Genomic DNA, 19412 nt, shown 5'->3' on the forward strand with positions numbered 1-19412 from the left:
CTTACATTTCCCTCGGGGTACACTATTATTTAGTGTTTATGGAGGTGCAATAGATCAAATGCCTATACATGTAATGATTATTTCAATGCTTCTATTTTTTGTTCTATTTTTCGGAATAGGCTTTTTGCTGAATATGTTATTACGCATGACCTGGATCATGGCAATCATTTATCCGATTGTAGTCATTTTTATCGTGGACGAAGTTCGTTTTATAGATTATTTCAGAAATGCAGGAGAATCTTTTTCCGAGCTAGGGACAAGACTCAGCCATCTGGCAGCAGCTGACCTCGTCATCTTAGGAAGCGGCCTCGCCGGTGCCATCCTTTCCGGTATCGTAATGAGAATCTTAAGGGCAAAAGGATATCGCATGTTCTAACACCAACCGTTTGACCGGGACACCATCCCCGGGTTGAACGGTTTTTTTATGAGGATTTATTATAGAAAAAGAGTATTACTCCAGGTAGCAATCATTTTGCTGTAATGAACTCAGTCAAACTTTTCAGGATAATAAGTGGTTGATTGCCGTTTCAAGAAGTCATAAAATATCATTTTTATTGGAAAAAGAATTCTGGTCATTCACTACTTTTTTGTGTATTTAGATATCTCTCTATACATAATCATTTAAAACCACAGAGTGGATTGTAGCGGAAGGCACTCGACTCCCTCCCCGCCGGAAAGCAAGTGCCTGTAGCGGAAAGGAACGGGCTCTGTATTCGCGCAATCACCTATAAAAAACGAAACACACTAGTTGAAGTAAGGAATGGCTGTTTTTAAAAGAGTTTTTCACCAAGGAATAACCACTTGTATAATTACCGAATATTTAAACTATTCAACTATTTTATCAATTTATGCATATATCTCCACACCAATGGGAAGTATTAAGGGTGGGAGGAGTGAATGCATGAATCTGTTTAAAATTTGGACAAAGAGATTCGTAATGATCAGTTTGTTTATCCTGGCACTTGCAACGACTTTTCAATCAGTATCTGGTGTAGAGGCACAAACACTAAAGACCTGGTTGATGGAGAAGGGTGAAACTGATCAAACAACTCTGGATTATAAAGAGCATAAGACAAGCCCATTCAACTTGTCATTTAAGTTTCTTAAAAGGTTTACAGGCTACGAAACAAAGGTGTCAGCGAGTGCTTCTGTAAAACCTGCTACATTGGAAGAATCCGTAGATTGGGATCAATATACGAAACATACGGTTGTGGCGACCGGGTATACTGCCGGCGTCGAATCGACGGGGAAAGATCCGGGACATCCCCTCTATGGCATTACATATTCAGGAGTGAAAGTGAAGCGTGATCTGTACTCTACGATCGCAGCCGACACTTCCGTCTATCCTATCGGTACCATCCTGTTCATCCCTCATTATGGATATGGGGTTGTTGCAGACACAGGGAGCGCAATCAAAGGGAATAAATTGGACCTTTACTATGAGACCGTGGACGATGTCTATAATGAATGGGGCAAGCAGACACTGGACGTTTATGTGATCCAGATGGGTTCGGGTGAGCTATCGGAACAGCAATTAACGGCCTTGAATGAGAACAAGTCCATGCAAGTGTTCAGGCAACAGATCTTATCACCTGAAAAAGAATAATCGAAAGCACGCAGTTCCAATGTGAACAGCGTGCTTTTTCTATTAGCCTGCACTTTCCATCCGTGTTTGAACATCTGAAAAAGGGGAAGAGTAGAATTAGATTAGAAACTAAGAGGAGTGAATTGTATGAACAAAAGTCAATTAGACAAAATGAAGAACGGAAAAGGATTCATCGCTGCCCTTGACCAAAGCGGCGGCAGTACGCCGAAGGCACTGGCGGCATACGGTGTGCTTGAAGACTCTTATTCAAGTGAGGAAGAAATGTTTGATAAGGTCCATGAAATGCGGACACGAATCATCACGTCCCCGTCCTTCAGCCCTGACAGTATTCTGGGTGTCATCCTTTTCGAACAAACGATGGATAGCAAAATTGAAGGAAAATATACAGCGGATTATCTTGCTGATAAAGGAATCGTACCTTTCTTGAAAGTGGATAAGGGGCTTGCGGAAGAGGAAAATGGCGTTCAGCTTATGAAGCCGATCTCTGATCTGGCAGAGACTCTCCGTCGTGCCAATGAACGGGGGATTTTCGGTACGAAAATGCGCTCGGTCATCCATGAGCCAAATGAGAGTGGAATTAAAGAAGTCGTTCAGCAACAATTCGAAATTGGAAAACGCATCATCGAGGCTGGTTTAGTCCCAATCATTGAACCTGAAGTGAATATTCACAGTGAACAAAAGGAAAAATCCGAAGAGATTCTGAGTAATGAAATAATGGAACATTTGAATGGATTATCAGAAGAAGAAAACGTTATGCTGAAGCTTTCGATTCCAACAAAAGCGAATGCATTTAAAGAATTGGTCGAGCATCCTCGCGTTGTACGTGTCGTGGCGCTTTCAGGAGGCTACTCCCGCGAAGAAGCAAATGAGAAGCTGAGAGAAAATGATGGTGTGATTGCAAGCTTTTCCCGGGCTTTGGCAGCTGACTTGAATGCCAATCAAACACAGGAAGAATTTGATGCAGCGTTGAAGAAAGCCGTAGATTCCATTTATGATGCGTCGGTCCATAAGAAATAGAAATGTATCGTATAATAAAAAGACAAGCCTGCTCACCTCCAAGGGAATGAGCAGGCTTGTTCTATATACCGCGATATAAATCAGGGTGCAGCAACCCTGCAAGCTTTACAGCTCCTTTTAGAAGAAGTGGCGATGGCCTGCAATAAAGGGCTTCTTCCAACACGAATATCTGGTCCTGTTGTACAGCCTGCAATTCACTCCAGCGGGGCCGCTTCTTTACGAGCTCCGGATTCACCCGGTCTTGCCGGACACCCACCCAGGCAAGGCAAATATAATCCGGTTTGCGCCTGACTACGTCTTCCCAATCGGTTTGCACACTTGCCAATTCTACATCATCAAACAGGTTCTTTGCACCGACCATTTCACTTAACTCGGTCAGCCAGTTGATCTTACCGGGGGTGAAGACCGGCTTTGGCCACCATTCCCAATAAAGGGAAGGAGGATGTGACACTTTCGCACCGATGGATTTTAAGCTATCTACAGTACTCATGAATTCCTTGCGACACTTTATGGCGTGTTCTCCGATTCCGCAAGCTTTCCCCACGGTTAAAAGATCATCCGCAATATCAGTGAAACTCTGAGGATTCAGCGTGATATGAGGGATTTTCCTTTTTTCAAGTTCTTCTATATTCTTTTCCATCCCGGGTACGCTTAATGACGAAAGCACCAGGTCCGGCTTCAATGACTCCAGTTTATCCATGTTGATGGACAAATCAGGTCCAAGCTGGGGAAGGGACTTTACCTCCCCAGGATAATCCGAATAATCATCGACGCCTACGAGGGCCGGTGTCAATCCAAGGTAGTCGATAATTTCTGTATTACTGGGACAAATGGAAACGATTCTCATGATCACACTCCTAGACAATAAAGAAATAATGAAGAAGAAGCGTCAGGATGATGCCAGAAAGTCCGCCAAAGAATACTTCAATGGGTTTATGCCCCAGTAATTCCTTTAGCTCTTTGCGCTTTTCCTGTTCCGGCTTATTTTGCCAGCCCTTTGCTTCTGACATGAATCTCTGGAAGTCCACCATCAATTGATTGAGCACGATGGCCTGTTCCCCGGCCTGTCTTCTGACGCCGGTAGCATCAAACATCGTGATGATGGCAAACATGGCGGACACGGCGAAAATGGGGGAAGAGAGTCCCACTTCAAGGGCCACTCCCGTTGATAATGCGGTCACGGCTGCTGAATGAGAGCTTGGCATCCCACCAGTCGATGTGATCAATGACCAATTCCATTCCCTCGTGGCGATAAATTGTATGGGAACTTTAACAAATTGAGCAAAAAAGATGGAAAATAAAGAAGCCCATAATGGAAAATTAAACAGTACTTCCATGCTGTGAAATGCCACCCTTTCAATTGTTTGAATAAAAATAATGTTCTCATTATATCATACCCTATTTACCATCGGTTTAACTTTGATGGGAGATTGTTAGAAAGTCGAAATAATGGGACATCTCCGTTATAATAAGGAGTGGAGGTGTCGGTAAACATGAAATTTTCTATTAATCAAAATGAAGTAACGACTGCAAGTGGGGAATGCCTGATTGTCGGAATTTACAATCAGCCAACATTTGAAGGTGAGCTGAAATCACTCGATCACACATTTGAAGGCTATCTTACTCAGCTTGTGAAAGATGGAGACATTTCTGCTAAGCATAAGAAAGTGTCAAAGATACATACGTTTGGAAAGCTTGAAGCGAAAAGAGTGTTATTTGTAGGTCTTGGAAAGCAAAAAGAATTGACGTTTGATCGCTTAAAAGAGTCATTGGGTACTGCGTCGAAAGCATTAAAGGATATGAAAGTATCTTCGTTCTCTGTCTCACTCGATACATTTGTGTCTGATGAGATGATGGCAACGGATGTAGCCCATGCATTCATGGAAGCCTTTACGATGTCCACTTATGAGTTCCAGGGCTATAAGAAGAAATCGAATGAACCGGAAGTACATGTAGAAGCAATCGAATTTTTTACAAATGGAGATTCGAAAGAAGTAGAGACGGCATTACATATCGGTTCCGCCTTTGGTAATGGAGTAAACTCTGCACGTACACTGGTGAACACACCTGGCAATCTATTAACATCGACAAAGTTGGCAGAGTACGCCCTGGAATTAGCTGAAAGATACAACTTTGAAGTGGAGATCCTCGACAAAGAAGAGATGGAGCACCTTGGGATGGGCGCGCTTCTCGCTGTAAACCAGGGATCTGTGGAACCCCCGAAAATGATCGTCCTTAAGTACAACGGGAAAGAGGATTGGAAAGATGTGATCGGATTAGTCGGAAAAGGGATTACGTTTGATACAGGCGGCTACTCCCTTAAACCAAAGGATGGAATCGTGGGGATGAAAACCGACATGGGCGGCGCTGCGGCAGTACTCGGTGCCATGGAAATCATCGGTGAAATCAAACCGGAACAAAATGTGGTCGCCGTCATCCCTTCAACAGACAATATGGTGAGTGGCGCTGCATTCAAGCCTGATGATGTGATTACATCCATGAGCGGTAAAACCATTGAAGTGTTAAATACCGACGCTGAGGGGCGTCTGGCGTTAGCTGACGGTATGACCTATGCGAAGCATCAGGGAGCTAACTACTTAGTGGATGTTGCCACACTGACCGGTGGTGTCATCGTTGCCCTTGGTGAAGATAAAACGGGTGCCCTTACGAATAATGAAGCATTCTTCGAACAGGTGTTGGAAGCTTCAGGTGAGTCAGGTGAATATATTTGGCAGCTTCCTTATACGGAAAATGATAAAAAGCGTGTACGGGGAAGCGATATTGCCGACTTGAACAACTCACCTGGCCGCGCGGGGCATGCCATCATGGGTGGAGCCTTCGTCGGGGAATTTGCAGAAGGTCTGCCTTGGGTACACCTTGATATTGCAGGAACGGCTACGACCAAAGGAAGCCATGATCTGGGTCCTTCAGGTGCAACGGGCGTCATGGCTAGGACGCTTGCACTACTGGTCGAACGTTTTGAGCCTTTAGAGAAGTAAGTACGATTGGAGAGTCTTTTTTCAGTGCCTGAGTAAGGGAGGCGCTGGGAGAAGGCTTTTTTTGTTGTGAGATTAGTAGATGAAGGGGGGGGGAGATGGGAGTGGTAGGTGATAAATGGTAAAAGACGCAATTCCCACGAATCCAAACCGAACCTGGACTCAAATGTAAAATCCACCCCCGCTATTTGAGCAGGAAATCCGCTGCAGTTGAACGGAATAGAGCCGGATTGACGAAGAATGCGGCCGTTTAAGGTCATAAAGCACCCGAAATGATAACAGATCCAGCGGAAATTGGATCGAATCCAGCCAATTAACACTTATTGGTAATAAAGCACATCCCTCATTATGACAAAAATCCCCACCCCATCTTTCCTCCTACTAAAGTATTGACAAACACTCTTTATCTTGTTAAAGTTGAAATCGTGATTTTATTACTCTACCAATTTAGCGAACTAAAGCAAGTGGAAGATGCAAATATCAAATCGGTATATTGATCATATAAGGAGGAAGTAGTTATGAACGCAGTTGTAATAGCGGTTCTAGTCATGCTCGTACTGAGTCTGGTACGGGTGAACGTTGTATTCGCTCTAATCACCGGTGCGTTAGTAGGGGGACTTACCGGCGGACTGGGACTCGACGAGACGATAGCCGTCTTTTCTGAAGGAATCAGCGGCGGGGCAAGCATTGCCTTGAGTTATGCACTATTGGGTGGATTTGCAGTCGCGATTTCCTATACGGGAATCCCAAATCTACTCGTTGACTGGGTATTGAAGGTCGTTGGGAAAAAGGGAGATTCAAAGAAAGCAGCCTTATCGAAAGCACTTATTGTTTTATCCATTTTAATCATGGCTTGTTTTTCACAGAATGTGATTCCGATTCACATCGCTTTTATCCCGATTTTGATCCCACCTTTATTGAAGGTGATGACAGAGTTACGTATCGATAGACGATTAATTGCAACCGTGATTACGTTTGGATTGACGGCTCCGTATATTCTATTACCAGTAGGGTTCGGATTGCAGTTCCACGAAATCATCGCACAAAACATGGCTTCGAGTGGAATGGAAATCAATTTAAGCGATATTCCGAAAGCGATGCTTCTCCCTGTAGGAGGAATGGTGATCGGGTTACTGACTGCCGTGTTTGTGAGTTACCGCAAACCAAGAGACTACAGTGAAGCAGAAGAAGTGGTTGCAGAGGAAAAGGTCGTTTACAATAAAAGAGCGATGATTTTCGCCCTCATTTCCATTGTAGTTGCCTTATACGTCCAACTTCAGCTGGAATCCATGATCTTTGGTGCCCTGGCTGGTATTGCCGTCCTGTATATTTCAGGATCGGTCAAATGGAAAGAGGCAGATGGGTTACTGAATGAAGGAATGAAAATGATGGCATTCATCGGCTTTGTCATGATCACCGCATCAGGTTTTGCGGCAGTAGTATCAGAAACAGGAGATGTCGAAACACTTGTGAAGGCGACGGCTGACGTCATAGGAGGTAACCAGGCATTGGCTGCGCTCATCATGCTGGTGGTTGGGCTTCTCGTGACAATGGGAATCGGTTCTTCCTTTGCGACGATTCCGATCATCGCAGCCATCTTCGTCCCTCTTGCCATGGAGCTGGGATTCAGTCCCCTTGCGACAATCGCGATTGTCGGGACTGCAGGTGCACTTGGTGACGCAGGGTCTCCTGCATCTGACAGTACGCTTGGACCGACAGCTGGACTGAATGCGGATGGACAGCATAATCACATTTGGGATACATGCGTCCCGACCTTTTTACACTATAATATCCCTCTGATCCTGTTTGGTTGGATTGCAGCGATCATTTTATAAAAGGAAAGAAGCAAGGGTGCGCCCTTGCTTCTTTTCTTTTACATCCACCTGACGATCACGATCAAATGACAGCAATCCACCTGCCCCAGTTTTTCATCAAAGACGAGGCGCACACCATCCGGATTGAACGACACAACCGGCTGTACCTTTGTACCTATGGTTTGAAGTAGCTTATGTACTTCAGGTAAGTTCGATTGCTGTGCAGCGTTCATGAATTTCGATGAGAATTCTTTGGATGTGTTGATTTTTTGGAGTACTTTCTGGGCATCTCCCATTAGACTCAATGTTTTCCCTGCCGAAGACATGAACGTTTTGGTTTCGACAGGTGGATAGTTCCGGATATATGAGGGCATTGGTTGTGCCCTGGAGTGGATAGGTGAGTAGGGGCGTTGAACAGGCGGGTAAAAAGGATGGTACCGGTACATAACAAAAACCCCTTTCTGTAGAAATGCTCTAAGGAAATGTATGAAATTGTGCACTGGATTATTCATCATAGCGGTTAAGACAGGGAAAATAGAGGATTTTCATAGCCTTTCTCGAACAGATAGTAGAGAAGACTATTATATGAGGTGATTCATGTGAATACGGAAAATACATTAATCGGTGCGTTAGGGATTGAATTTGTAGAATTAGGAAAAGGAAAAGTCATAGCGACGATGCCTGTAAATGAAAATACGAGGCAGCCGTTCGGTTTTCTTCACGGCGGGGCTTCTGTTGCCCTTGCGGAAACGGTGGCAAGTGTAGGGGCGGTACAATTGATCGACCTTGATAAAGAAATCTGCTTCGGCCTTGAAATCAATGCGAACCATATAAAAGCAAAACGTGAAGGCATTGTAACTGCGACTGGGACCGTCATGCATCAGGGGAGAACAACAATGGTTTGGGATATTAAGATCACAGATGAGGATGATCAATTAATCTGTGTATCACGATGCACAATGGCGGTCGTTCCGAAACGATAATCGGATAAAAGGTTTAAACAGTGAAAAAATGGGAAATCAACTACTAATCAATCTATTAGGAGGCCAATACCTATGAGTTGGACCAAAAATGATTACCCTGATTCATTGAAGAACCTGCCTGTGGATGTAAGGAATAAAGCGATAGAAATCGCCAATGCCCTTCTGGATGAAGGATATGAAGAGGGAAGGGCGATTGCCATCGCCACTGATCAGGCCCATAAATCCGAAGAGGGAAACACAAGTGAAAAGACCGAGTATCACGTCACCCCTCATGACGACGGATGGCAGCTGAAAAAGGCAGACGGAAAGAGAGCCATCCTGGTGGAGGACACGAAGGACAAGCTCCTTTCCAAGGCAAAGGACTATGTGACGGATCATTCCGGTACACTGGTCGTGCATAAGCAGGATGGAAGCGTGGAAGATCACTTGTACCAGCGATAGGCAATATAAAAAGGCTTGCCCCTGATTTAGTCGGGGACAAGCCTTTTTTATTGTGTTTATGATGAACTGTTCTGGCGCTCGTATTGTTCTTTATCCTTTAAGTCATCCCGAACACTTTTGTCCCAGAGCTTGACGCCTGAATTGTACGCAGCCCTTGAAATGAGGTGTCCGGCGACTGGTGCAGTGACAAAAATGAAGATGATGGCAAGGATCAGTCTTGAATTGATATGCCCGTGCTCCAGATAAAAGTAAAGGAAAGTCGCAAGCAAAATCGACATGACCCCAAGCGTCGCACTTTTTGAAGCAGCATGGTTCCGCGTATATACATCCGGAAGTCTCAATAAGCCGAAAGCTGTGACCAGGCTCAGAAACCCTCCAATGATTAAGAAAAATCCGATGAGAAATCTAATGATCTCGCTCACGTTCGATGATCTCCCCTTTCTCTAAGAACTTTGAAAAGGCAACGGTACCGAGGAAAGCAAGGATCCCGAGAAGCAGAATGACTTCGAGAAAAGCGTACGTATCGAGCATCATGGACACGAGGGCGATGATGGCAATCAGGTTGATGCCAATTGCGTCCAGTGCCACGACCCGGTCCGGGGTAGTAGGACCTTTCACCACTCTGTAAACCAGGCCGAGCATGGACAGGGAGACGCATAGTAACGTAATTTGAAAAATAATGTGTAACATTAGCGGCTCACCTCCATGATGGCTTTCTCAAAGGAATCTTTGATCTCATTGATAGCTTCATCCACATCGGGAATATCAATGGCATGAACATAAAGAATCTTATTGTCATACGAAACATCCATAACGAGTGTTCCGGGTGTCAGTGTAATAAGATTCGCTAATAGCGTAATTTCCCAATCGGTCTTTAATTCTGTCGGTAAGGCGAAAATACCCGGTTGAAAATCAAGCTTCGGTCTCAAAATGGTTTTTAAAACTGATATGTTGGCGAGGATCAGCTCCTTCATGAATAAAAAGAATAAGCTGATCACTGCAGCCACCCGCAAAAGATAAAAACGGGAATTGAAAAATCTTCTGAATGCAAAGATAACAAGCAATCCTAGTAAAAAGCCAATAATGAATGACTGAGAAGTAAAGGATACCGAAAGAAACATCCAGACAAATGCCAGGAAAAAGTTTAATAATATTTGAAAAGCCATTCTACATTACTCCTTTAACACTGCGTCTATATATAGTTCCGGATTCACCAGTACTTCGGTTGCTTGTGAGAAGAGAGGGCGCATCGCTTCTGCACCAAGGCCATAACAAACGGCCAGCACAACAAGTATGGCAGAAGTCATCCATAGATAACGCGCATCTCCTTTGGATGCCCCCTTATATTCCTTCGGGGTTCCCCATATACCATTCAGGAAGATCTTGATGACTGAATAGAGGACCAACAGACTCGATGCGAGAACGACACCAGCTCCTACATAGGCTTCTGCAGCAAAACTTCCCCGTAAAATTAAGAGCTTCCCGATAAATCCACTTAAAGGGGGGATACCCGCAAGGGAGAATGCAGCGACGAGAAACGTCCACCCCAGCCAAGGATATTCCTTGATCAATCCGCCCATTTTCTTTAAGTTGGCTGTGCCGGTTATGGCAATCATGACCCCGACGAGAAGGAATAAAGCGGCTTTGATGATCATGTCATGAACAAGATAATAAATGGCACCCTCTAACGCTTCAGGGTTCATGGTTGATACCCCGAACAAGATCACACCCACTGCAATGATGATGTTATAGATGATGATCTTCTTAACATCCCAATAGGCTATGGCGCCGATACAGCCGAGGACGATGGTCAGTATGGCAAGCATGGCGAGGATCTCATGTGTAAATCCGGTATCATGATAGAAAAATAATGTGTATGTTCGTAGAATCGAATAGATCCCGACTTTCGTAAGCAACGCTCCGAATAACGCCAGAACCGGTGTCGGTGGTGCATAGTAAGAACCCGGCAGCCAGAAGTATAGAGGGAAGATCGCCCCCTTAAGACCAAATACCAATAGGAACAGGATGGCAATCGCCGTTACGATACCCGGCTGATCCACTTCGGCTATCTTTCTTGAAATATCCGCCATGTTGAGTGTTCCGACAACGGAATACAAATATGCGACGGTGATGACGAACAAAGCGGAAGAAATGACATTCACGAGAATGTATTTGATTCCTTCACGCAGCTGCGCCTTCGTTCCTCCCAGAACCAACAGGACGTATGAACTCATCAGCATTACTTCGAAAAAGACGAAAAGGTTGAAAATATCCCCCGTCGTAAAGGCGCCGTTCACGCCAACGAGCAGGAATTGAACGACGGGGTAGTAGTAGAACCTTTCCCGTTCAATTCCAATCGACTTAAACGAATAGAGCAGAACAACAAGCGTAATGATGCTTGTCGTCGTCACGAGCAATGCCGAAAGCATATCCGAAACAAGGGTGATACCAAAGGGGGCGACCCAGCTCCCCAGATTAACCGTCTGGATTCCGTCCTGGTGTACCGTATTGATCAATACTAGGGATGTTACGACGGTGAGGAGTGTAGACAGGACTGAAACCCCTCGTTGCACTTTCACGTACTTGCTTATAAACATTAAGATAATCGCCGTGAATAACGGGATTAGAATCGGTAGTATCAATAAGTTAGTCATTTCCTTCGTTACCTCTCATCTGATCCATATTATCCGTGCCCAGTTCCTGATATGCCCGATAAGCGAGAACAAGGAAGAAAGCGGTCACTCCAAAACTGATAACGATCGCCGTCAGGATCAATGCCTGGGGCAGGGGATCGACATAGTCTTTAGCATGTTCCCCGAGAAGAGGTGCGGCTCCCCCTTTAAGGCCACTCACAGAAAGGATCAATAAATGGGCACCGTGGCTTAATAGAGCTGTCCCGATGATGATCCGGAGTAAGCTCTTGGATAACATTAAGTATACGGCGCTTGTAAATAGGACTCCGACCACAACGGCCATAATGATTTCCATTATTCACTCACCCCAATCGTTTGAATAATGGTCATGGTGACCCCGATGACAACCAGGTACACCCCGGTGTCAAAAAGCACGGCTGTATGCAATGATGTCTTCCCTAAAAGGGGAAGGTGAAAATAATCATATGCATGAGTGAGGAAAGGGATATCGAATAATAAAGCCCCTGCCCCTGTCGCCACGGAGAATAACAGACCGATGGCCGTGATGATTTTGTAATCCACCGGTAAGATGGTGGCGACGGTTTTGATATCATAAGCCAGTAACAGTAACACAATGGCTCCCGACGTCATCAAGCCCCCGATGAATCCTCCCCCGGGAGTGTAGTGACCCGAGAAGAAGAGTCGAAGTGAGAACAGGATGATGATGAATGCGACCACATTGGTAACGGTTTGCAGGATGACATCATTCGTTTTTACTTTTGTTTTCATCCTTCATCCCTCCTTGTAAGGCGCAATTTGATCATTGAGAATATGCCGAGTGCCGCAATGGCAAGGACGCAAATTTCAAACATTGTATCAAACCCACGGAAGTCTACGAGGATGACGTTGACCATGTTTTCCCCGCCGGCTTTATCATGGGTATTTTCAATATAGTATTTTGAAATGGATTCGAACATCTTCGAACTGTAGGACGAGATGGCAAACAAAGTGACCACCACTCCTACCCCGATGGAGATAAGAGCATTCCCCAGTTTGAACCTCATCCGTTCTTCGTGCCTGCTTAATTGAGGCAGGTGATAGAAGCAAAGGAGGAACAGGGCCACTGACACGGTTTCGATGACCAGTTGTGTCAGTGCTAAATCCGGTGCACGGAATAAGACGAAAAATAGTGAAACCGTATAGCCTGCAGCTCCAAGAGAAATGATCGATGTTAATCGTGATTTCGCGAACAGTATTGTAACTGAACTGATCACGAGAAGAAGGGCGATGGCAATTTCATACACCCCGACCGGAGCCAGTTCTTCCGTATTGATGGTGAAAGCGCCTTTAAACCATAGGGCAAAAAGGGAAATGGCAATCAAAAACGAGAAGATGTATACCAGGTAAGTTCGAATGAACCCTGTCATATAGCCGCTCGTAAAGTTTTTGGCACCGCGTTCGCTCCTGATCAACCCTCCATCATAGAAAGAGTTCAGCGTCATGCGCTCAGGGATCCATGTGTATACCTTTTTCCAAGAAGGAAGCAGGAGATACAAAAGGATTCCAAAAAGTATAACACCAAGCGTCATGAATAACTCGGGTGTAAATCCATGCCAGAATGAAATATGTGTTTCAACGGCATGTCCTTCCTGAATCAGACTCGGAGTGATGGCAGCCACTGCCGGCGCAATGATCCGTTCTGACAGGATATTCGGAAAGAAACCGAATATGATGACCAGTGAAGCCAGGATGATCGGTGAAATCAACATGCCGAGAGGCGCTTCATGAGGTTTCTTTTCCAGCTTCTCGGGCTGGTGCTTCCCTGTAAAGGTTTTGAAAACCAGGATCATGCTGTAGATAAACGTGAACACACTTCCTACCCAGGCAAGAAGCGGGAAGATCATCCCGAATGTATCTAAGTTGAAGATATCCATTTCAAGGACCCTGACCATTCCCGTAAAGAACATTTCTTTGGAAAGGAAGCCGTTGAATGGAGGAAGTCCTGCCATGGAGAAGGCTCCGATGATGGCAATGGTGAACGTGATGGGCATGAAGTTCATCAGCCCGCCAAGTTTCCGGATATCCCGGGTACCTGTTTCATGATCGATGATTCCCACGACCATGAATAAACTTCCTTTAAACGTTGCATGGTTGATCAAATGAAATACAGCTGCGAGTGTTGCCACCATATAGATGTTCGTATCCAGCTCTGTGTAGTGAAGAGCCGCAGCCCCCACTCCCAACAAGGACATGATGAGACCGAGTTGACTGACGGTGGAGAATGCAAGGATCCCTTTTAAATCCGTTTGTTTCACGGCATTGAAGGAACCCCAGAATAAAGTGAAGATCCCGACACCGCCAACAAGCCATAACCAAACGCTGGATTCCGCGAAAACAGGACTCAAGCGGGCAACTAAGTAGATCCCGGCTTTTACCATCGTTGCAGAATGCAGATACGCACTGACCGGTGTAGGTGCTTCCATGGCATCAGGCAGCCAGATGTGAAACGGGAACTGAGCAGATTTCGTGAAAGCCCCCAACAGTACTAAAAGCAATGCAGGAAGGAATAGTGCCTGTGTCATGAGCTGATCAGCCTGCATGACTAATTCCCTGATGCTGAAGGTTCCGCCCATCAGATAGAGCAGCAGGAATCCACCAAGCATACTCAGTCCGCCAAATACCGTAATAAGCATGGATTTTTGTGCGCCGTAACGTGAACGCTCCCGGTGATACCAGTAACCGATCAATAAGAATGAAGAAATGGACGTAAATTCCCAAAACATATATAGAACGATCAAGTTGTCTGATAGAACAACACCAAGCATCGCTCCCATGAACATCATTAAGTACACATAAAAGTTATGTAATTGCTCCTTCTTCTTATCTAAGTAATAAATCGAGTAAAGGACAACCAGTGAACCGATCCCCGTGATGAGCATGGCAAACAGTAATCCGAGCCCATCGACATAGGCGATGAAGTTGATCCCGAAGGAAGGCATCCACTCCAAGGTTTCCTTGACGGTATCCCCAGCTTTCGTAATGGAGATGAATTGAAAAAAGTACGTAAATAAAGCTACTGGCAACAATAGTACGAACCAGCCGGTATGTACATTCCGAAACGCTTTATACAGAAATGGAATGAGTATCGCAAATAAAAAAGGCGATACGATTGCCCAATGTAATAAAGTCATGTAAAACCCCCCTCATATCAAATTCATTTATTCTCAAGCATGGTCTATATGCCAACACTGTTCATAAACTGGCAACATTCTACAAAACCTTGACCGAAGCTGAACCCTAAAAAGCATTATAACGTAAAAAATAAATGCTTGCATTACTCAGCATCCCATTCATATCACAACTTTCAAGAAGTATTAAATATGAAGACAGACGGAAATGTACAATGAAAAATTTGTTGGATTTTATCCGTTTGTCCGGACACTTACAGAATAGTTTCGGTCAATTTGGTGAATCCTATCCATAAGGTGGTGAAGTTATGAAAAAGAAAACAGTAGCGGTTACGACCATATTTTTTGCTTTTTTTGGCTTTGCATGGCTGGTTGAAACCGAGGATCGGTTTAATCGCGGTATCATTGAAACCGAAGATCCGACGAGTATGAATATTACGCCGGTGCAATATGGTGAGACAGAGGAAGTGGAAGAAGAGTTGACGAAAGAACCCATCCGCGGAAGGCAACCGTTCGGGTCAAGAGAGTACATCAGAGTCGTTCCTCATTCGCAATTTCAGCAATAAGGATGTCCTTTCTTCCAATAGAGAAAGGACATTTTCGTGTTTATGGGCGATAAGTCGGGATAGGCATATTGTCATTGTTCCTTCTGTTTCTATACCCTTTTCAAGATTCCCATAAACGATTATGATGAGAGTGATGAAGAATCGTTATGGGAGAGTTTTAATTGAAAAATACATACTTAACAAGTTATCTGCCTCTTTTTTCAATCTTATTATTCAGCCTTACTTTCTCCGTATATGCTGTGGAAGTATTCGTTGATGTATTTAAGAAAATCGGGGTTTATCCCGGGATGCGGGAGTTTTTATCAGAAATTCAGCTTAAGCTGGCCATCTTGATCTTGTTGATGGTTGCCTTTTTCATGGTGTTTGCTGCTCTTAAACTGATTGCTGAGACAATCAATGGCGTCTCCATGCTGTTCTTTGCGACTGATTCGGATGGCGAGTTATACAATCTTGTTCGTTCAGGGTCCATGATTTATTTTTTGGGTGGCCTGGTTTCTGTCCTGAGTTTAAAGTCTTTTCTCGGTTTATCTATCATCTTTGCCATAAGTTCCGTAGCCTATTTTATCTACTTTGTGTATAAAATAAGTCCGTCCCTCTCGAAATGGGGAATCTTCGGAGTGGTGAGTCTGCAGGTGTTTTCATGGTCATCGTTGTTTCTGACGATTTTCTTTGTGTTTCTGAAGCTTTATAACGGAGTGATGGCAAGTTTACCGATCATGTCGAAGGTGAAATTATAACGGAAAAGAGTCTGCAGCATTTGCTGCAGACTCTTTTTTAAAAGGATCAGGAGGTCATTCCATAATACTTTTCCATATTTTGTGACTTGGACGCTGCTGTTCGATACCACTCATATCACGGGGGATATCGTGGCCGACCCATACGCCTGTCGTAAGGGTGTCGTTTAAGCCCATCACCCAGTAATCATGGTAGTTATTGGTCGTGCCGGTTTTGATGCCAACATAGGGCCTGGATACGTAAGCGGCTCTTCCGGTGCCTGTTTTGGCTCCTTCATTAAGCATTTTGCGTATTTTAGATGTGGTGTCTGCGGACCATACTTTCTTCGGTTCATTCTTCCATTGATAAAGAATCTTACCGTTATTGTCTTTTACGTGAAGGATGGCATGGCTCGCCTGGTAGTTCCCATCAATAAATGAGGTATAGGCATCCGTCAATTCCAGGGGGCTCATCCCATATGTGAATCCACCGATGGAAGCGGCGTAGGTTTTGTCTTCTTTTATCACCTTTTCAAAGGAAAAAGGGGCTATGAATTGGAAGGCTTTTTCAACGCCGACTTTTTCCATGAGTCGAACCGCCGACCCGTTATATGACTGCGCCATGGATTGTTGTAATGTTACGGTACCCGGCTGGGCTCCACCATAGTTGATCGGACAATATTCGCCTACACAATACTGATTGGCGTTCACCTTATCATTGATGCCAGCCTTGAACTTTTCGATATATGGACCGTAAACAAGGAGTGGCTTAATCGCTGAACCGGGTTGCCTGAACGCCTGAAACGCATGATTGAAGTTGTACTTCTTGTAGTTCCTGCCTCCGGATAAGGCGACGATGGTCCTTGTCTTGTTGTCGATGGTGACGGTGGCCCCCTGCAGTTCCATATTCAACTGTGCATTCAGAGCACTGATGCTCTTTTTTTGAATAGCGGGGTTCAACGCTGTTTGAATCCGGACACCGGACGAAATCACTTCTTGATAACGATCATCGAGCTTCTCTCCGATTTTTTTCTTTTCCTCTGGAGAAGAAGCGTTAGCCATGTCTAGCACATAACCTTCATTCCGAGCGATCAGTTCTTTTAACTCATTCTCAACATAAAAGGCATAATCAGGATAAAGGTCGGTTTTCTTACGGACATTCAGGGAGATTGGTACCTTCTTTAATTTCTCCGCTTCATCTTTGGATAATTTCTGCGTACTCACAAGAATATCAAGCAGTCGTTCCTGACGAACTTTTGTTTGATCGAAATGGTCAACGGGATCATATTTCCCCGGATTATTTGGAATTGAAGCGATAAACGCCATCTCAGCTTGATTCAGCTCGGCGACACTCTTCTGAAAGTAGTATTGGGAAGCTGTCTCGATCCCATATACTCCATTACTGAAATAAATCACATTCATATATAATTCCAAAATTTCATCCTTTGATAAAGTTTGTTCAATTTCATGGGCGTAGAATAACTCTGTCAATTTACGATTGTATGTTTTTTCCTGACCCAGATATAGATTCCGGGCCAGCTGCTGTGTGATGGTGCTTCCTCCCTGCTGGATGTGGGTGAACACCAGATTTTTCACAACGGCCCGGAGGATGGCACCTGCATCGAAACCTACGTGCTCGTAAAAATGCTGATCCTCTGAAGCGACTAGGATATCCTTTAGAAACGGAGGGATCTTTTCATCCGGTACATAGAGGCGATAAGGACGATTCACCTCTGAAAACACTCTGCCATCTTTGTCGAGAAGAAGGCTGGTGCGGTTCAGATCGACCGTATCGGCGCTCACGGCATGCTCCAATTCCTGTTGAAAGCTTTGTACCTTATTCCATTCGTCGGTCGCAAAAAATAATGTGGTAAAAAAGATGAGCATAAAGCTGATCACCGTAATATAACCTGCAAAAACTCTCATATTTCACTCTACTTTTCTAGTAATCTTTCACATGGCTGGTTGTTCCAGAATGACGTATACTCCACCATAATAATCCAAATGCCCCCAAGAATAAAGCACCTGTTACATAAAATACGGAAGAAATGCCAATATACCCGGAGACGATACCGCCAAATGCAGGCCCGATCACATTCCCAAGAAAACGGAAACTTTGATTATATCCAAGGACTTCCCCCTGCATGCTAAGGGGTGCTTCCTGCCGAATATACGCAGTGACGCAAGGAATCATACCGCCGATGGCAATCCCGAACAGGAAGCGGAACAGGACAAGCTGCCATAGTTCAACTGCCAGGGCCTGTGGAACGATGAAAATAGAGGCAAGAACGAGAAGGATTGATAATACCTTTTCATAGCCGATGTCATCACCGAGCTGTCCCCATCTTCTCGTTGCAATCAAATTCCCGAAACCTGTAGCCGAAAAGGCAATCCCCGCCAAGAATGCCAGATTACTAGAAGAGGTGAGTTCATCTACATACAGGGCAAGGAGCGGCTGTATGCTGAAGTTCGCCACTTGGATAATAAGTGACAGCAATAGCACCGTAACGAGCAATTTATGGCTGAAGATATGCTGAAGGACTTGTTTACTGGAATATTTGTTCCGTTGATCCCGTTGTTCCTTGCTTCGCTCCTCATTTATTCCTACCAATACGACCGTTGCAGCAACAGCAATAGCGATGGAGGTAAAGATGAATGTGTAGGAAAACCCTACATTATCAGCTAAAAGCCCACCAATGACTGGACCGAATAGTCCTCCTGAGACTGTCCCCATCTGGAGAGTACCGAGTGTCCGTCCTGCTTCTTCCTTCGGGGTCTGGGATGAGATCAGAGCCATGGATGTAGGAATGAAGCCTGTCACCGCACCCATCATCATCCGCAGAATGAACAGTCCCCATACGGAATCCATAAACCCCATGAGAAAAATGGAGGTGGCAATCCCGTATCCTGTGATGAGCAGGATGGGCTTATATCCAAAACGATCCCCGATCCGGCCCCATAAAGGGGAAATGAAGAAGGCGGTCAAGAACGTTACCCCGAAGACAAACCCTGACCAGCGCTGCACATATTCGTGACTATAAGTGCCAAAGGTTTCAATATAGAGAGATAAAAAGGGAAGCACCATCGTCGCACTTGCCGCTACTAAGAAATTGGCCATAAGCATGATTGTCAGATTCTTCTTCTTGTTTGAAATGGTTAACACCTTCTGTATGTTTTTTTATTTCGTATACCTAAATATTCATTTTATTAAAGATTTGCTCCATAGTCCACCGAATCACATTTATTCATCGTGAAAACAGGGAATCAGTCATAATTTCCAGATGTAACATGATATAATGTAAGAATAAGAAGTATGGAGTAAATGTGCGTCAATCCATTAAACGGGCGGTTCTCCGTTTGGAGAAAGCAAGCAAAATATGAAATACAGCCATCATCGTGAAAAAATTCTTTTATTATAGATGAATTGGGGTCTTGTCTTATCTACATTTTGAGGA

The 19412-nt window shown here is 44.6% G+C and carries 21 protein-coding genes; 9 read left to right on the forward strand and 12 right to left on the reverse strand.

What is annotated here, in order from left to right; translation table 11 throughout:
- Window positions 1-58 precede the first annotated feature (58 nt).
- From KYJ26_RS04525 to KYJ26_RS04535, 3 genes are all read left to right on the forward strand, one after another.
- Window positions 59-376, forward strand: a complete 318-nt coding sequence (locus KYJ26_RS04525; protein ID WP_226677107.1) for a YuiB family protein — start codon at window positions 59-61, stop codon at window positions 374-376.
- A 525-nt stretch (window positions 377-901) separates the two neighbouring features.
- Window positions 902-1606 (forward strand): 3D domain-containing protein, encoded by a 705-nt coding sequence (locus KYJ26_RS04530; protein ID WP_219166216.1) that lies wholly within the window; start codon window positions 902-904, stop codon window positions 1604-1606.
- Between the two features lie 126 nt (window positions 1607-1732).
- A complete protein-coding gene (locus KYJ26_RS04535) occupies window positions 1733-2623 on the forward strand; it encodes a fructose bisphosphate aldolase (protein ID WP_219166217.1) in 891 nt (296 codons plus the stop codon).
- Window positions 2624-2684: 61 nt separating this feature from the next.
- Here KYJ26_RS04535 and KYJ26_RS04540 read toward each other — a convergent pair whose 3' ends face one another.
- Together KYJ26_RS04540 and KYJ26_RS04545 are read right to left on the reverse strand one after the other, a co-directional pair.
- Window positions 2685-3470 carry a cobalamin-binding protein gene (locus KYJ26_RS04540; RefSeq protein WP_219166218.1) on the reverse strand — a complete coding sequence of 262 codons (786 nt, stop codon included), beginning with the start codon at window positions 3468-3470 and terminating at the stop codon, window positions 2685-2687.
- A 10-nt stretch (window positions 3471-3480) separates the two neighbouring features.
- Window positions 3481-3960: a divergent PAP2 family protein gene (locus KYJ26_RS04545; RefSeq protein WP_219166219.1), complete on the reverse strand. Its 480-nt coding sequence runs from the start codon at window positions 3958-3960 to the stop codon at window positions 3481-3483.
- A 156-nt stretch (window positions 3961-4116) separates the two neighbouring features.
- Between KYJ26_RS04545 and KYJ26_RS04550 the strand changes: the two genes are divergently transcribed.
- Both KYJ26_RS04550 and KYJ26_RS04555 read left to right on the forward strand, forming a co-directional pair.
- On the forward strand, window positions 4117-5622 hold the full coding sequence (locus tag KYJ26_RS04550; RefSeq protein ID WP_219166220.1) for a leucyl aminopeptidase: 1506 nt from the start codon (window positions 4117-4119) through the stop codon (window positions 5620-5622).
- A 515-nt stretch (window positions 5623-6137) separates the two neighbouring features.
- The gene (locus KYJ26_RS04555) at window positions 6138-7454 is read left to right on the forward strand and encodes a Na+/H+ antiporter family protein (protein ID WP_219166221.1); all 1317 of its coding nucleotides are present in this window, start codon (window positions 6138-6140) and stop codon (window positions 7452-7454) included.
- A 38-nt stretch (window positions 7455-7492) separates the two neighbouring features.
- Here the strand turns inward: KYJ26_RS04555 and KYJ26_RS04560 are convergent, their stop codons facing one another.
- Complete coding sequence (locus KYJ26_RS04560) at window positions 7493-7879, reverse strand: YuzC family spore coat inner layer protein (protein WP_219166222.1); 387 nt, start codon at window positions 7877-7879, stop codon at window positions 7493-7495.
- 153 nt (window positions 7880-8032) lie between these two features.
- On the opposite strand from KYJ26_RS04560, the gene KYJ26_RS04565 reads away from it, so the two are divergent.
- Complete coding sequence (locus KYJ26_RS04565; protein ID WP_219166223.1) at window positions 8033-8416, forward strand: PaaI family thioesterase; 384 nt, start codon at window positions 8033-8035, stop codon at window positions 8414-8416.
- A 72-nt stretch (window positions 8417-8488) separates the two neighbouring features.
- Window positions 8489-8857 (forward strand): DUF2188 domain-containing protein, encoded by a 369-nt coding sequence (locus tag KYJ26_RS04570; protein ID WP_219166224.1) that lies wholly within the window; start codon window positions 8489-8491, stop codon window positions 8855-8857.
- 56 nt (window positions 8858-8913) lie between these two features.
- On the opposite strand, the gene mnhG is transcribed toward KYJ26_RS04570, so the two are convergent.
- From mnhG to KYJ26_RS04605, 7 genes are read right to left on the reverse strand one after another with little or no spacing between them, the layout of a single operon-like run.
- The gene (gene mnhG, locus KYJ26_RS04575; RefSeq protein WP_219166225.1) at window positions 8914-9279 is read right to left on the reverse strand and encodes a monovalent cation/H(+) antiporter subunit G; all 366 of its coding nucleotides are present in this window, start codon (window positions 9277-9279) and stop codon (window positions 8914-8916) included.
- Window positions 9263-9547 carry a Na(+)/H(+) antiporter subunit F1 gene (locus KYJ26_RS04580; protein WP_206856760.1) on the reverse strand — a complete coding sequence of 95 codons (285 nt, stop codon included), beginning with the start codon at window positions 9545-9547 and terminating at the stop codon, window positions 9263-9265. The genes mnhG and KYJ26_RS04580 overlap by 17 nt, the downstream gene beginning before the upstream one ends.
- Window positions 9547-10023 carry a Na+/H+ antiporter subunit E gene (locus KYJ26_RS04585; protein ID WP_219166226.1) on the reverse strand — a complete coding sequence of 159 codons (477 nt, stop codon included), beginning with the start codon at window positions 10021-10023 and terminating at the stop codon, window positions 9547-9549. Before KYJ26_RS04585 ends, KYJ26_RS04580 begins: the two co-directional genes overlap by 1 nt.
- 6 nt (window positions 10024-10029) lie before the next feature.
- Window positions 10030-11511 (reverse strand): Na+/H+ antiporter subunit D, encoded by a 1482-nt coding sequence (locus tag KYJ26_RS04590; RefSeq protein WP_219166227.1) that lies wholly within the window; start codon window positions 11509-11511, stop codon window positions 10030-10032.
- Window positions 11504-11845, reverse strand: coding sequence for a Na(+)/H(+) antiporter subunit C (locus KYJ26_RS04595; RefSeq protein WP_219166228.1), 342 nt, complete (start codon window positions 11843-11845; stop codon window positions 11504-11506). Before KYJ26_RS04595 ends, KYJ26_RS04590 begins: the two co-directional genes overlap by 8 nt.
- Window positions 11845-12279 (reverse strand): Na(+)/H(+) antiporter subunit B, encoded by a 435-nt coding sequence (locus KYJ26_RS04600; RefSeq protein WP_219166229.1) that lies wholly within the window; start codon window positions 12277-12279, stop codon window positions 11845-11847. Before KYJ26_RS04600 ends, KYJ26_RS04595 begins: the two co-directional genes overlap by 1 nt.
- Window positions 12276-14681, reverse strand: coding sequence for a Na+/H+ antiporter subunit A (locus tag KYJ26_RS04605; protein ID WP_219166230.1), 2406 nt, complete (start codon window positions 14679-14681; stop codon window positions 12276-12278). The genes KYJ26_RS04600 and KYJ26_RS04605 overlap by 4 nt, the downstream gene beginning before the upstream one ends.
- A gap of 305 nt (window positions 14682-14986) precedes the next feature.
- On the opposite strand from KYJ26_RS04605, the gene KYJ26_RS04610 reads away from it, so the two are divergent.
- Both KYJ26_RS04610 and KYJ26_RS04615 read left to right on the forward strand, forming a co-directional pair.
- Window positions 14987-15244, forward strand: a complete 258-nt coding sequence (locus KYJ26_RS04610) for a hypothetical protein (RefSeq protein ID WP_219166231.1) — start codon at window positions 14987-14989, stop codon at window positions 15242-15244.
- Window positions 15245-15405: 161 nt separating this feature from the next.
- Complete coding sequence (locus KYJ26_RS04615; protein ID WP_219166232.1) at window positions 15406-15981, forward strand: DUF5366 family protein; 576 nt, start codon at window positions 15406-15408, stop codon at window positions 15979-15981.
- 54 nt (window positions 15982-16035) lie between these two features.
- Here KYJ26_RS04615 and KYJ26_RS04620 read toward each other — a convergent pair whose 3' ends face one another.
- Window positions 16036-17883 (reverse strand): transglycosylase domain-containing protein, encoded by a 1848-nt coding sequence (locus tag KYJ26_RS04620; RefSeq protein WP_219166233.1) that lies wholly within the window; start codon window positions 17881-17883, stop codon window positions 16036-16038.
- A 16-nt stretch (window positions 17884-17899) separates the two neighbouring features.
- Window positions 17900-19111, reverse strand: coding sequence for an MFS transporter (locus KYJ26_RS04625; protein WP_219166356.1), 1212 nt, complete (start codon window positions 19109-19111; stop codon window positions 17900-17902).
- Window positions 19112-19412 lie beyond the last annotated feature (301 nt).

It is taken from the genome of Rossellomorea orangium, from assembly GCF_019334305.1.
Classification (GTDB): domain Bacteria; phylum Bacillota; class Bacilli; order Bacillales; family Bacillaceae_B; genus Rossellomorea.